The sequence below is a fragment of the Apibacter sp. B3935 genome, assembly GCF_009827705.1.
In the GTDB taxonomy this organism is placed as follows: Bacteria; Bacteroidota; Bacteroidia; order Flavobacteriales; family Weeksellaceae; genus Apibacter.
This window is the reverse complement of sequence record NZ_WINL01000003.1, coordinates 97,090-110,549: the sequence shown is the minus strand read 5'-3', so window position 1 is coordinate 110,549 and position 13,460 is coordinate 97,090. Positions and strand designations below refer to the sequence as shown.

Annotated in this window: 12 protein-coding genes and 1 riboswitch; of the genes, 6 read left to right on the top strand and 6 right to left on the bottom strand. The window is 30.6% G+C overall.

Going from position 1 to position 13,460, the window contains the following annotated elements; translation table 11 throughout:
* The first annotated feature begins 4 nt into the window (after positions 1-4).
* Genes GFV00_RS06395 through GFV00_RS06385 form a run of 3 tightly spaced genes read left to right on the top strand, consistent with a single transcriptional unit; the run spans position 5 to position 2,101 of the window.
* Positions 5-751: a phosphatidylcholine/phosphatidylserine synthase gene (locus GFV00_RS06395; protein WP_160542515.1), complete on the top strand. Its 747-nt coding sequence runs from the start codon at positions 5-7 to the stop codon at positions 749-751.
* The gene (locus tag GFV00_RS06390) at positions 732-1,496 is read left to right on the top strand and encodes a 3'-5' exonuclease (protein ID WP_160542516.1); all 765 of its coding nucleotides are present in this window, start codon (positions 732-734) and stop codon (positions 1,494-1,496) included. Before GFV00_RS06395 ends, GFV00_RS06390 begins: the two co-directional genes overlap by 20 nt.
* The gene (locus GFV00_RS06385) at positions 1,493-2,101 is read left to right on the top strand and encodes a fumarylacetoacetate hydrolase family protein (protein WP_160557600.1); all 609 of its coding nucleotides are present in this window, start codon (positions 1,493-1,495) and stop codon (positions 2,099-2,101) included. The genes GFV00_RS06390 and GFV00_RS06385 overlap by 4 nt, the downstream gene beginning before the upstream one ends.
* Positions 2,102-2,106: 5 nt before the next feature.
* Here the strand turns inward: GFV00_RS06385 and GFV00_RS06380 are convergent, their stop codons facing one another.
* The 6 genes from GFV00_RS06380 to tpx form a co-directional block, all read right to left on the bottom strand.
* Complete coding sequence (locus GFV00_RS06380; RefSeq protein ID WP_160542518.1) at positions 2,107-2,802, bottom strand: DUF421 domain-containing protein; 696 nt, start codon at positions 2,800-2,802, stop codon at positions 2,107-2,109.
* 410 nt (positions 2,803-3,212) lie between these two features.
* On the bottom strand, positions 3,213-5,519 hold the full coding sequence (metE, locus tag GFV00_RS06375; protein ID WP_160557601.1) for a 5-methyltetrahydropteroyltriglutamate--homocysteine S-methyltransferase: 2,307 nt from the start codon (positions 5,517-5,519) through the stop codon (positions 3,213-3,215).
* A 191-nt stretch (positions 5,520-5,710) separates the two neighbouring features.
* Positions 5,711-5,900: riboswitch (cobalamin riboswitch) on the bottom strand.
* A 121-nt stretch (positions 5,901-6,021) separates the two neighbouring features.
* Positions 6,022-7,122 (bottom strand): NADH:flavin oxidoreductase, encoded by a 1,101-nt coding sequence (locus GFV00_RS06370; protein WP_160557602.1) that lies wholly within the window; start codon positions 7,120-7,122, stop codon positions 6,022-6,024.
* Positions 7,123-7,142: 20 nt separating this feature from the next.
* Positions 7,143-7,874 carry an SIMPL domain-containing protein gene (locus GFV00_RS06365; protein ID WP_160557603.1) on the bottom strand — a complete coding sequence of 244 codons (732 nt, stop codon included), beginning with the start codon at positions 7,872-7,874 and terminating at the stop codon, positions 7,143-7,145.
* 83 nt (positions 7,875-7,957) lie between these two features.
* Positions 7,958-9,025, bottom strand: a complete 1,068-nt coding sequence (gene fbaA / locus GFV00_RS06360) for a class II fructose-bisphosphate aldolase (RefSeq protein ID WP_105296353.1) — start codon at positions 9,023-9,025, stop codon at positions 7,958-7,960.
* A gap of 387 nt (positions 9,026-9,412) precedes the next feature.
* Complete coding sequence (tpx, locus tag GFV00_RS06355) at positions 9,413-9,910, bottom strand: thiol peroxidase (protein WP_160542522.1); 498 nt, start codon at positions 9,908-9,910, stop codon at positions 9,413-9,415.
* Positions 9,911-10,152: 242 nt separating this feature from the next.
* Between tpx and GFV00_RS06350 the strand changes: the two genes are divergently transcribed.
* From GFV00_RS06350 to GFV00_RS06340, 3 genes are all read left to right on the top strand, one after another.
* Entirely contained in the window at positions 10,153-10,680 is a 528-nt protein-coding gene (locus GFV00_RS06350) for an NUDIX domain-containing protein (RefSeq protein ID WP_105296355.1), read from the top strand.
* A gap of 467 nt (positions 10,681-11,147) precedes the next feature.
* Positions 11,148-11,471: an MGMT family protein gene (locus GFV00_RS06345; RefSeq protein WP_160557604.1), complete on the top strand. Its 324-nt coding sequence runs from the start codon at positions 11,148-11,150 to the stop codon at positions 11,469-11,471.
* A gap of 62 nt (positions 11,472-11,533) precedes the next feature.
* Positions 11,534-13,393 carry an Nramp family divalent metal transporter gene (locus GFV00_RS06340; RefSeq protein ID WP_160557605.1) on the top strand — a complete coding sequence of 620 codons (1,860 nt, stop codon included), beginning with the start codon at positions 11,534-11,536 and terminating at the stop codon, positions 13,391-13,393.
* Positions 13,394-13,460 lie beyond the last annotated feature (67 nt).

Genomic DNA, 13,460 nt, shown 5'->3' with positions numbered 1-13,460 from the left:
AAAAATGAAATATCTTCCTAATACACTAACTCTTGCTAATTTACTTTGTGGTAGCATTGCGTGTATTTTAACTATAATAAAAGCTCCCATTGAATATATTTTAATCCTGCTTTTATGTTCTTTGATTTTTGATTTTTTCGATGGTTTTGCCGCCCGTCTTGCAAAGGTTTCCGGACCTTTTGGTAAGGAACTTGATAGTTTGGCAGATATTGTAACGTTTGGCGTATTGCCCGGTTTATTTATGTTTACCATGTTGGGAGGAGATGATTTTTATTCTCGTATAAGTACGTTTTCAAACGGATTTATTCATAATAAATACATCGTTTTATTTCCATTTTTTGGATTGTTGATTACTTTATTTTCCGCTCTTCGTCTTGCTAAATTTAATTTAGATGAGGAACAAAGTTATTATTTTAAAGGATTGCCTACTCCTGCAAATACTATCTTGATATTTTCATTATACTATTTACATCAAAATCATACGTATTTATTATTGGATAATTCTTGGTTTTTGTTATTCATTACTGCCTTATCAAGCTATTTACTGGTTGCCAATATTCCCTTATTGGCTTTTAAATTTAAAAACTTAACCTGGAAAGATAATTCTCTTGTATACTCTTTCCTTATAATTTGCATAGTATTATTAATTTTCCTTAAAATATCAGCTATACCAATACTTATATTAATTTACTTAATTTTATCAATTATATTTCGAAAAAAAATTATTTCAAATGGAACTAAAACTACATAAATCAATCTGCTTTTTCGATCTTGAAACTACCGGAATAAATATCAGCAAAGACCGGATAGTTGAAATTAGTATATTTAAAGTAAACCCTGACCAATCAAAAGAAAGTAAAACTTGGAGAGTTAATCCTGAAATTCCAATTCCAAAAGAATCGTCTCTAATTCATGGAATTTATGATAAAGATATTGTCGATGCTCCAACTTTTAAAGAAATTGCTCCTCAGGTTCTCGAAATGATTAAAGATTCTGATCTTTCAGGATATAATTCCAACCGATTCGATATTCCATTACTTGCGGAAGAACTTTTGCGAAACGGGTTTGAATTTGACATAAAAAAACACCGCCCGATTGATGTTCAAGTAATCTTTCATAAAATGGAACCCAGAAATCTTTCCGCAGCTTACAAATTTTATTGCGATAAGAATTTAGAAAATGCTCATTCTGCTTCTGCAGATACTTATGCTACGTATGAAATATTAAAGGCTCAACTTGAAAAATATGAGGATATTCAAAACGATGTGAAATTCCTTCATGAGTTTACCATGCAAAATAAAAATGCTGATTTGGCAGGATTTGTTGGAATAGATAAGGATGAAGACGAGGTTTTCAATTTTGGAAAATATAAAGGTAAAAAATTGAAAAATGTGTTTTTAAGTGATTTAGGATATTATTCCTGGTTAATGAATGCTGATTTTCCTTTATATTCGAAAAAAATTTTTACAAGAGCAAAATTAAAAAGTGTTTTATGAAATTTATCTGTGTAGGAAGAAATTATAGCAATCACGCGAAAGAATTAAACAATGAGATACCTAAAGATCCGGTTTTATTTATTAAACCGGATACCGCTTTAGCCAGACCCGGTGATGATTGGTATATTCCAGAATTCACTGAAAACCTTCAGCATGAAGTGGAGGTTCTTATAAAAATTTCTAAAGTTGGAAAATACATTCAACCGGAATTTGCCGGAAATTATTACTCCGAAATTGGACTTGGCATTGATTTTACTGCTAGAGATTTACAAGACCGATTAAAAGAAAAAGGGCTTCCCTGGGAAAAATCCAAGGCTTTCGATCGATCTGCTTTAATTGGAAATTTTGTAAGTAAAGAGAAGTTTAATTTAGATAATTTGAATTTTTCTTTAGTAAAAAACGGCAATATTGAGCAAAAAGGAAATACTTCAGAAATGATTTTTTCATTTGATTACCTCATCTCTTATATTTCTCAATATTTCACTTTAAAAATGGGCGATATTATTTTTACCGGAACGCCATCGGGAGTTTCAAAGCTTAGTGAAAATGATTTTCTGGAAGGTTTTATTGAAAATGAGAAGTTTTTTGAGATTAAAATCAGGTAATAGTTTTAATCATTAACCTTCAATTTATAATCCTGACTTTTTGGTACAATAAAAAATTTATTCGGAGACCACTGTGCAATGAAAATTTTGGACACATCATCATATCCTTGTTTTCGTAATTCATTTTTTAGCCAATCTTCTGTTTTATCAATTCCTTCTAAATAGACATGGTTAATTTTGCCATCAATAACCAGTAAGACTGCGTATTTATCATAATCATCCGTAAATGCGGTAATGGAACCGTCTTGTTCCATTTGAGCAAAATATACTTTAGATATATCGTATATACCATTATTTTTGAGTACACTGGCATAAGTCATAATATCAATCTTTGCTTTTTTAAATCCTTCTATATTAAATTTTCCTTTTAATACTAAAGGTATAATAGGACCTTCTACTAACCCTCTTAAACGACTATATTTTTTTGTGAGAAAGGCTATTAAATATACAATGAATGTCCAAATAAACAACACTAAGGCAAATTCCATAATTGAAATATTCGGATTATATATAATTCCACCTACCAAGCCCCCTAAGACTATATTCTGAATTAGATCAATTCCGGAAACTTGGTTTAAAATGGTTCTTCCTACTAATTTAATGTAAATTAAAACAGCGATAAATGCTACTACTAATTTTATCGATATAAATATGTTATCATATATATTGAAGCTTCCGAAAACTGCATTTTTTAAATCCATGATATTCTATATTTGTAATTTAGTGTTATATACAAAAATATAAATTAATTTAATACATTAATGTATAATTATCAAAATGTTTCTTATTTTATTTTAAAGAAATATATACATATAATATTATAATATAATGAAAATAAGCTGAAAGCATAATGCTTTCAGCTTATTCTTAACACATAAAATGTATAATCAACTTTTGTTTCTTATCCTATTTTAGCTATTTAAAATTAAAATACTACTAAGACAATTATGATTTAGTTTTAATAAATCATTTTTAAGTTTTAATTTATCGAACTCTAGAATTTTTTAAGTTTTCATTGCATTCTAACCTTTGGTTTAAACTACTTTAAAGAAGTTAGATCATATTTAAAAACATTTGTACGTATTACACCGGCCTATACAATGAAGATCGTTTAGTATTGTTCTCGCATTTCTGTTGCTGCTCCTACCATTTCAATTAATGCTTTTTCTGTTTCTTCCCATCCTCTTGTCTTTAGTCCGCAATCCGGGTTAATCCACAATTGCTCTACCGGTATACTTTTTATTGCTTTTTTCAATAAGGAAACCATTTCATTTTTGGACGGTATTCTCGGAGAGTGGATATCATAAACACCCGGACCAATATCGTTAGGGTATTTAAATTCTGAAAAAATGTTTAGCAACTTCATATCTGATTTAGAGCATTCTATGGTAATTACATCTGCATCCATATCTGCTATGTTTTGTATGATATCATTAAATTCAGAGTAACACATGTGAGTATGAATTTGTGTTTGATCTTTTACCCCACAGGATGCAATTCTAAATGCTTTTATAGCCCACTCTAAATAGGTTTGCCAATCTTTTTTTCGTAACGGCAGCCCTTCTCTTATGGCCGGTTCATCTATTTGAATAATTCGTATTCCCGCTTTTTCCAAGTCTACTACTTCTTCTCTAATGGCTAATGCAATTTGGAAACAGGTATCTTTTCTCGGTTGATCGTCTCGTACAAAACTCCATTGCAATATGGTTACCGGACCGGTCAACATACCTTTTACATTTTTATTTGTTAACGATTGTGCATAGGAAGACCATTTCACAGTCATAGGATTAGGCCTGAATATATCGCCATAAATGATAGGTGGTTTCACACAACGGCTTCCATAACTTTGTACCCATCCGTTTTTGGAAAATGCAACTCCTTCTAATTGTTCTCCAAAATATTCCACCATGTCGTTTCGTTCAAACTCCCCGTGAACCAATACATCTATACCTATTTTTTCTTGGAATCGTATTGTTTTTTCAATTTCCTTTTTAATCAGCTCTTCATATTCTAAAGGAGTTATCAATCCTTTTTTTAGTTTAGATCTCCAACTTCTGACTTCGGATGTTTGAGGAAATGAGCCGATCGTAGTTGTTGCAAATAAAGGCAACTGCAAAGCTTCAGATTGCTTTTTCTTTCGTTCTGAAAATACGGAATTTCTTTTATCTTCTACTTTTTCAATATTCCTTATTTTTTCTTTTACTTTTTCGTTATGTATTAAGGCTGATGTTTTTCTGCTGGTTGCAGCTGCTATATTTTCCTGTAATTTTTTTTGTAAATCCGGGGAATCTTCTTTAGACGCAAGCTTTTTTAAGGTTACTACTTCATCGATTTTCTGTTTTGCAAAAGCCAACCAATTTTTAATTTCCGATGAAAGGGCTTTTGTATCTGTTTCCAATTCCAAGTCAACCGGACTATGAAGAAGTGAACAAGAAGGAGCTATTAAAATTCGGTCTTTACCAATTTTGGAAACAGCTTTTTGAATAAGTTTCAAAGATTTTTCGAAATCATTTTTCCATATATTTCTTCCATCAACGATCCCTAAAGAAAGGATAAGTTTTTCCGGAATATTTTCTAAAACTTCATCTAATTGTTCCGGACAACGTGCCAAATCTATATGTAATGCTTGTACGGGTAGATTAAAAGCAAGTGCTAAATTGTCTTTCAATCCGTCAAAATAGGTAGTTAGTATTTTATTTATATAAGGAAATTGTTTATGAATTTCTTTATAGGCATATTGGAAGGATTCTTTCGCTTTTTCATCTAAATCCAAAGCTAAGAAAGGCTCATCAAACTGCACCCATTCAACACCTTCTGCCTTTAATTTATTTAGGATTTCTATATAGACAGGAAGAATATTTTTTAGTAAATCCAGCTTATTGAAGTTTTCCTCTTTTTCTTTTCCCAACAACAAATAAGATACAGGGCCTATTATTACCGGCTTTGTATGGATTCCCGCATTTTTAGCTTCTAAATATTCATCAATAATTTTTGTTGAAAACAAGGAAAATTTCTGATTACTTTCAAATTCAGGGACAATGTAATGATAATTGGTATCAAACCATTTGGTCATTTCCATGGCTTTTATATCAATACCTTCTTTTTGATGTCCTCTGGCCATGGCAAAATATAAGTCTAATTCTGTATTTGATTTATCCAGTATTACCTTATTATATCTTTTAGGGATAGCTCCGACCATTAGTGACATATCAAGCACCTGATCGTAATAAGAAAAATCATTAGATGGGATCCAATCAATCCCTAATTTTTGTTGAGTTACCCAGTTTTGGTGCCGGATATCTTTACTTGTTGTCATCAGTTCTTCGACTGACGCTTTACCTGCCCAATATTTTTCACAGGCTTTTTTAAGTTCTCTGTCACTACCAATACGCGGATAGCCAAGATTGTGTGTTTGCATTTTTATAACTTTTTAAACGATTATATTATAAAAAGCTCTTATTGCTAAACTTCACAATGCTCTCTTTCTTTGTTAAATAAAATCAAATTTCAAAACAATTTTGACATACAAGTAAACTAATTATTCTAATGATCTTAAAGTTTCTTGTAGCCCAATTATATTTTTTGTGATCTTGCTTTTACTCGCGAAAGCATTGTCAATTAAGAACAGGCAGGTCTCCTGGCTTATAACATTTTATCTACCTTCTCACCTTTTAAATCGGCAATGGTTTTTATTGATAAAATTTTTTTTAGGTTACTTACAGTTGCGCGTCAGCTCATGATTCACACATGATTCCCTATTAAGTCGTTTTTACACAGCACCTTATTCTTGTTGATAAAGAAATTAAGTAAAGAACTTATATATACAAAGATAAAAAACCTTTGTTTTTATTTCTTTATTAAAATAAATAAAAATTAAAACTTGGTTTTTGTTTTTATTTTACTACTATTTTATGTTTTTATTAGTACAATTCTTTAAGTTGATCCTTAGAAAATCCTTTAAACTCAGATAAGTTTCCATTTTTAATTTTTAATACCCATTCAGGATCTGCAAGTAGCGCTCTTCCTACTGCTATTAAATCAAATTCGCCCGCATCTAGTCTTCTATTTAATTCGTTAAGAAAATTATCAGACGCCTCAAAACTTTGTCCTTTGAATGCTCCTAAGAAATCTCCGGTAAGCCCCACAGATCCAACACTTATGGAAGGTTTGCCCGTTATTTTTTTTGCCCATCCTGCAAAATTTAAATCGGAATTTTCAAATTCGGGTTCCCAAAATCTTCGTTGTGAGCAATGAAAAATATCAACTCCGGCATCTGATAACGGTAGTAACCATTTTTCCATTTCTTCCGGTGTCTTTGCCAATTTAGCGGAATAATCTTGTTGTTTCCATTGTGATAAGCGTAAAATTATAGGAAAATCTTCTCCTACCGCATTTCGAACCGCTTTTACAACTTCAATGGCAAAACGGTTCCTTTCGGACAAGGTAGCTCCTCCCCATTTATCATTTCTTTTATTGAGCTTATCCCAAAAGAATTGATCGATCAAATATCCGTGCGCTCCATGCAATTCCAGGGCATCAAAACCTATTTTTTTGGTTTGGTAAGCTGCTTCCGCAAAAGCCTCAATTGTATTTTCAATATCACTTTCGCTCATTTCTTTTCCGCCTTTTGTTTCCGGATTTAAAAGTCCGGATGGCCCCTCAAAAGACTCTGATGGTTTCCAGTTTTTATGGGCCGGTATTATTCCCATATGCCAAAGTTGTGGAGCTATTTTTCCACCTTTAGCATGAACTTCTTCAACCACCTTTTTCCAACCTTCTAAGGCTTGTTCTCCATAAAATACAGGTATATTTGGGTCATTGGAAGATGCCGCCCTGCGAACAACGGTTCCTTCTGTTATAATTAAGCCCACTTCGGCCTGTGCTCTTCTTTGATAATAATCAGCTATTTGTTTTCCGGGTATTCCATCATAAGCAAATGATCGGGTCATAGGCGCCATGACTATTCTGTTTTTTAATGACAGTTTTTTTGATGTAAACGGTTGAAATAATTTATGTACCATTTTAATTTATATCGTAGTTATTATTTAATTTCATATTCTAAACGAATGGTAATGCTTGCTGTTTTTTTCTTGGATGATACATTAAATGCTCCTCCCCAAGAGTAATCATCTTCAGATGAATTTTGAGCAGTTATTTGAAAAACCCCTTGATTGGCATTTTTTAATTTGCCTAATTTACAACCGGCGTTAATTGCTATTTCTTCTGCTCTTTTTTTTGCATCTTTGGTTGCATCTGAAATCATCTGTATTTTTAAATCAGATAATTTAGTATAGTAATATAAAGGCGATCGGGAATAGAGCTCTACTCCGTTATTAATCAATTCTGTAATTTGACGGGAAAGATCTTCTACTTTTCTCACATTTTTAGATTCTATGGTTATGGTTTGATTTAATTCATACCCCGTAAATATATTTTGATTTATTCCTTCATTGTATCTACTATCATATTGTTTACTTATTTCTACTGAGGAAAAAACTATTTCTTTATCGGAAAATCCTTTGGAAATCAGATATTCTCTTACTTTTTTTCTATCTGCATCTAATTCGGCATAAGCTTGTTTTAAATCGAGATTTTTCTTAGAAAAATCGGCTTTCCATACTATTAAATCAGATTCAAAATCTTTTGTGCCTAATCCTTTTACTGTTATTGTATTGGATTGATTTCTTTTTTGGTAAGAATTACCTAAAAAATATGCAGCAAGAACGATTGAAATGGATGCTAGTAATGTTGATACTATTAGATAATTTTTCATACCTCTTTTTTTTCAAATATACAAAAAAAGCACCTCAAATAAAGGTGCTTTCATTTTTTATAAATAAAATTTATATTTTTTTACTATAATGTGTTGATATTATTTAAATCTTCAAAAGCTTTTTCCAATCTTTTTGAGAATCCTTCTTCACATTTTCTCATCCAAACTCTTGGATCATAAAATTTCTTATTTGGTGCTTCATCTCCGGTTGGATTTCCTACTTGAGTTCTTAAATAATCAATATTTTTTTCTACATAATCTCTTGCCCCTTCGGTATAAGCGAATTGTAAATCTGTATCAATATTCATTTTTACTACTCCGTAGCTTATAGCTTCTCTTATATCTAACAAGGAAGAACCTGATCCTCCATGAAATACAAAATTAATCGGTTTTGAAGGTCCGCCCACTTGTTTTTGAACGTATTCTTGTGAGTTGTGAAGTATTTTAGGCTCTAATTTAACATTTCCCGGTTTATACACTCCATGTACATTACCAAATGCTGCTGCAATAGTAAAATTAGGACTTATTGCGCTTAATGCTTTATACGTTTTATAAACATCCTCAGGTTGTGTATATAATTTTGAGCTTTCTATATCTGAATTGTCAACTCCGTCTTCTTCTCCACCTGTTATCCCTATTTCAACTTCTAGAGTCATTCCTAATTTTGCCATTCTTTCAAAATATTTGGAAGAGATTGCTAAATTTTCATCTAAGGGCTCTTCTGAAAGATCTAGCATGTGTGAAGAGTATAGTGTTTTTCCTTCTTTTTTATGGAATTCTTCACATGCATCTAATAACCCGTCAACCCAAGGTAATAGTTTTTTTGCACAATGATCTGTATGTAAAATTACAGTTGCCCCATAGGCTTCTGCCAACGTATGGACATGTTTTGCTCCAGCTATAGCCCCTAAAACATCTGCTCTAAGGGAAGAGTTTTTATATCCTTTACCTGCATTAAATTGAGATCCTCCGTTTGAAAATTGTATAATTAAGGGAGCATTTACTCTAACAGCTGTTTCAAGAGCTGCATTTACATTGCTAGATCCTATAACGTTACAGGCCGGTAAAGCAAACTGATTTTCTTTAGCATAATCGAATATTTCTTTTACTAGCGAACCGGTTGCTACTCCTGCTGGAAATTTTCTGCTCATGATATTATAATTTTTTTTGTTATACTTTTTTAAATTGTAAATGTAAAAACTATTTATATCCCAAAGAGTTATTTTATGTTGAAATTTCTCATGTTTTATTTTTTTTAACAAAAAGTTATAATTTTATTGAAATTATCGGGTTAATTTCTCATTATACATCTAACGTTTTATAAAAACTTTAGTACTTTTTTAGAATTTACTATATTTCTTTTAAAATATAAATTTTAATTACTATTTCAAGAGTTAATAACATTTTTTACTTTACATTGAATTCAAATAATTAGTATTCTCAATTATCATACTAATCTTTCATTTGGAGAAATTAGATAAAAATACAAATGCCTCATATTTGAAAAATATAAGGCATTCCTTTTTTTGATAGATTTTTTATTTTAATATAGCTGTTACTTTTTCATAATTAGGCTCATGAGTAGTTTCAGCTACTTGTTCTTCATAAATAATTTCTCCTGACTCATTAAGAACAAGTACTGATCTGCTAAGTAATCCTTTTAACGGGCCATCTGCAAATTCTAAATTATATACCTTACCAAAATCTGAACGAAAGGCAGAAAGCGGAATAACATTATCTAAACCTTCTGCGGCACAAAAACGTTTTTGAGCAAAAGGAAGGTCTTTTGAAATACATAAAACCACAGTGTTTTTCATTTCAGATACTTTTTCATTAAATTCTCTGACAGACATAGCGCATGTATCTGTATCCACACTTGGAAATATGTTTAAAACAACTCTTTTTCCTGTATAATCCGATAATTTTTTTTCTGATAAATCCGTATCCACTAATATAAAATCTGGAGCCTTACTTCCTATTGATGGTAGGTTTCCCAATGTATGAACTTCATTTCCTTTTAATGTTATTGTTGCCATTGTATTATTTTTATTTACGGTTAATTATTACTATGAAAGATTTACAAAGACTAATGTATGAAATAATATTAATTTTGAAGATTTGTAAAATATTATATTATATAATTCTTTTATTAATAATTTCTATTTAAATGTTACTATTTATTTTGAAAAGTATTTTCTATTATTTTCATATAAAATAATTTTTGATAACTATATTTTTAAAATACTTAATTAAATTTGGGTATTAAAACTTATGTGATATGCAACCCATTTTCAAATTCTGCCCAAATTGTAAAAGTGATCATTTAGAATATCCGCATGGATCTAAAATTGTATGTTTAGATTGTAATTTTGAATACTATCACAATACAGCCGGAGCAACCGCTGTGGTTATTCAGAAAAATGACGAAATATTATTTACTATTAGAAACAAAGAACCTAAAAAAGGCTTTCTAGATCTGGCAGGAGGATTTATTGAAGCCGAAGAAACCGCTGAACATGGAAGCTTTAGGGAATTACAAGAAGAATTAAATATATCGATTGATTTATCTAAATTAGAATATATATGTTCCCATCCTAATACTTATTTGTACAAAAACATCCTATACAATACCATTGATTTATTCTTTCTTTATAAAGATGAAAACTTATCTATCGGAGATTATGACCCGATTGAATTAAAAGGATATGTATGGAAAAAATTATCAGATATAGATCTTAATGAAATTGCTTTCGACAGTCACAAGAAAACGCTAACTCTTTTGAAAAATAATTTAAAGGGATCTTAAGTATACTTGTTTTCTTGTAATTTATGAAAGTGTAAAGGTATTTTGATTATTAATTTTATATTCAATTTTAAACCACTATAATTTAAAAACAAGTCTAAAAAAGAAAAGATTCTAATTAAATTAGAATCTTTTCTTTATTTTTACTTTCAAATTTAATAAAAAACAATAATTATTTATAGAAAGTAAAAATCTCAAATTCTCATTTTTTTTGATATGTTTGAAGCCTAAACTTCCTGTTCTGCTAATTTAATAAATTATATTTTATATATAAAATTTAAAGCAAATAATTTAATAATAATCAATAAATTTTATTCTTTACTTGTAAAATTATTAATAGAAGAACACAAAACGTATTATCTTTTTTTCTTACTTTTCAGTACTTAAAATGTTTTAAAAAAATTTAGTTACATCGCATTTTATTTGCTTACACTAGTTAGTTATTGAAAATTATTTTTTTCATTTATTCCATGGAATCTACCAATTTTTATGAAAGGGTATATGAAATTGTACGAAAAATACCTTACGGTAAAGTAACCACTTACGGACATATTGCGGCTTATTTGGGAGTTAAAAGTTCCTCCCGAATGGTAGGTTATGCCATGAATTCTTCCCATTCAATATCAGACATTCCTGCTCACAGAGTTGTAAACCGAAACGGAATGTTAACGGGAAAATTCCATTTTCCCACCCCTACACTTATGGAAGAACTTTTAGAAAATGAAGGAATCCCAATTAAAAACGATAAGATCATTAAATTTAAAGATTATTTATGGATACCTGAAAATGATTGATATTATTATTTTACAATGCAAAAATTTTATTTAAATTTGCAAATATTAGAAAAGCCTAACAATTGAGTAAGAAATCTCTTCAAGAAGTTCATGAAAGTATTAATACCGAAAATCCAAAAAGATGGAAAAGGATACTTTCTTTTTTCGGGCCGGCTTACCTAGTGGCCGTTGGATATCTTGATCCCGGAAACTGGGCAACTGACATTGCCGGGGGCAGCAAATTTGGATATGCTTTAATCTGGGTTCTATTAATGAGCAATATTATGGCATTATTGCTTCAAGCATTAAGTGCTCGTTTAGGTATTGTTCGCGGATTAGATTTGGCTCAAACTAACAGGGAGTATTATCCGAAATGGATGAACTATATTTTATATGGTTTTGCTGAAATAGCGATAGCTGCAACAGACTTAGCCGAAGTTTTAGGAATGGCCATTGGTTTACAGCTTCTTTTCGGACTTGATCTTATTTGGGGTGTTTGGTTGGCTGCATTGGACACATTGCTGTTACTTGTTTTACAACGGTTTGGTATACGAAAAATGGAAGCGTTTATCATCGCTTTGGTGGCTATTATAGGAGGTTGTTTTCTTATTGAAATGTTTTTAGCTAAGCCTGATCTTATTGAAGTTTCTAAAGGATTTAAACCTACTCTTCCCAATACTGAGGCTTTATATATTGCAATTGGAATTATTGGGGCAACTGTTATGCCGCATAATTTGTATCTTCATTCCGCTTTGGTTCAAACCAGAAAAATTAAACGAGATTATGAATCCATAAAACGAGCCATTAAATATAATTTTTTTGACAGTCTCATCGCATTAAACATGGCTTTTTTTGTAAATGCTGCCATTTTAGTGCTTGCTGCTTCAACTTTTTACAGTGCCGGATTACATGATATAGAAGGATTACATGATGCATATAAAATGCTATCCAATTTATTAGGTCCTCTATCTCCTATTCTCTTTGCTATTGCTTTAATTGCTGCCGGTCAGAGCTCTACCGTAACCGGAACGCTTGCCGGTCAAATTGTTATGGAAGGGTACTTGCACTTTAGAATGAATCCTGCTTTACGAAGGTTATTAACACGTATTATAGCTATTATACCGGCTGTGATTGTAATAAGTCTGCTGGGCGAAAGTTCCGTTGATGAAATGCTTATTTTTAGTCAAGTGCTTTTAAGTATGCAATTAGGTTTTGCCGTAATCCCTCTAATCCATTTTGTTAGTGATAAAGAAAAAATGGGAAAATTTGCCATTAAATTACCTTTAAAAATTATATCTTGGATAGTATGTACAATCATTATCTTGTTAAATATAAAGTTAATTTACGATGAAGAAATTAATGTTTATTACAATGAGGATATAATTTTAAGTGTAAAAATTATTTTGGGAATTATATCTTTATGCTTACTATTATTCTTGATTTGTATTGTTTTATATCCTTGGATAAAAAAGTCCCAAAAAATAAATTTTGGTATTCACCAATTACCTTCTCAAAAAAGTATTGATAAATTACATCCATTCAAAGTTATTGGCATAGCATTGGATTTTACTAAAGGCGATCAGCGGGTTCTGAATTACTTACCAATTTTCGCTGATATTAGTTCTCGAATCGTATTGTTTCATGTTACTGAAAGTGCTTCTGCAAACTATAACGGTAAATTAGCGAATGATTACGAAGTGAAGTTTGATCAAAATAAATTGGATGATTATAAAAATTTTCTACTAAAAGAAGGATATATGAATGTCGAGACTAAATTAGGCTTTGGTAATCCTACTATTTCACTTCCTAAATTAATTAATGATACTAAAGTTGATGTCTTACTAATGGCAAAACATGAATATAAGGGAATCCCTGATTTTACGTTTGGTATAATGGCTAATCGATTAAGCAATAAAACGAACGTTCCTATTTTAGTAGTATAAATTACGAATTTAGAATATTTTACTTCTATATTTAGCTTTATAATGATCATTTCACGCATCATACATG

Excerpts from the sequence above, each read along its gene's own strand:
- metE (WP_160557601.1), bottom strand. The coding sequence starts at position 5,519 with ATGCAAACACACAATCTTGGCTATCCGCGTATTGGTAGTGACAGAGAA.
- GFV00_RS06395 (WP_160542515.1), top strand. The coding sequence starts at position 5 with ATGAAATATCTTCCTAATACACTAACTCTTGCTAATTTACTTTGTGGT.
- GFV00_RS06370 (WP_160557602.1), bottom strand. The coding sequence starts at position 7,122 with ATGGTACATAAATTATTTCAACCGTTTACATCAAAAAAACTGTCATTA.
- GFV00_RS06350 (WP_105296355.1), top strand. The coding sequence starts at position 10,153 with ATGCAACCCATTTTCAAATTCTGCCCAAATTGTAAAAGTGATCATTTA.
- GFV00_RS06365 (WP_160557603.1), bottom strand. The coding sequence starts at position 7,874 with ATGAAAAATTATCTAATAGTATCAACATTACTAGCATCCATTTCAATC.
- GFV00_RS06345 (WP_160557604.1), top strand. The coding sequence starts at position 11,148 with ATGGAATCTACCAATTTTTATGAAAGGGTATATGAAATTGTACGAAAA.
- fbaA (WP_105296353.1), bottom strand. The coding sequence starts at position 9,025 with ATGAGCAGAAAATTTCCAGCAGGAGTAGCAACCGGTTCGCTAGTAAAA.
- GFV00_RS06385 (WP_160557600.1), top strand. The coding sequence starts at position 1,493 with ATGAAATTTATCTGTGTAGGAAGAAATTATAGCAATCACGCGAAAGAA.
- tpx (WP_160542522.1), bottom strand. The coding sequence starts at position 9,910 with ATGGCAACAATAACATTAAAAGGAAATGAAGTTCATACATTGGGAAAC.
- GFV00_RS06380 (WP_160542518.1), bottom strand. The coding sequence starts at position 2,802 with ATGGATTTAAAAAATGCAGTTTTCGGAAGCTTCAATATATATGATAAC.
- GFV00_RS06390 (WP_160542516.1), top strand. The coding sequence starts at position 732 with ATGGAACTAAAACTACATAAATCAATCTGCTTTTTCGATCTTGAAACT.